The organism is Pseudomonas sp. 2822-15, assembly GCF_002742515.1.
In the GTDB taxonomy this organism is placed as follows: Bacteria; Pseudomonadota; Gammaproteobacteria; order Pseudomonadales; family Pseudomonadaceae; genus Aquipseudomonas; species Aquipseudomonas salomonii.
Window position 1 is genome coordinate 1 of sequence record NZ_LJRY01000353.1, and the last position, 267, is coordinate 267.

Sequence of the window (267 nt, forward strand, 5' to 3'; positions counted from 1 at the left end):
GGTTGGTACCTATACTTCGAGCAGGTTTAGGTATGGTAGATGGAATTTTGAAACTGATTCCAGCTGCAAAAGTGGGACATGTTGGTCTTTACCGTGACCCTGAGACATTAAAGCCAGTGGAGTACTATGTGAAGCTCCCATCAGATATAGAAGAACGTGAATTGATTGTAATTGACCCAATGCTTGCAACTGGTGGATCTGCTGTAGAAGCAATCAACTCTGTGAAAAAACGTGGTGCAAAAAATATTAAATTAATGTGCCTAGTTG

General features: G+C 40.8%; 1 protein-coding gene. It reads left to right on the forward strand.

Annotated elements, in window-relative coordinates:
- The coding region (upp, locus tag AOA59_RS28470; RefSeq protein ID WP_099489804.1) for a uracil phosphoribosyltransferase at positions 1-267 on the forward strand (267 nt) is incomplete at both ends.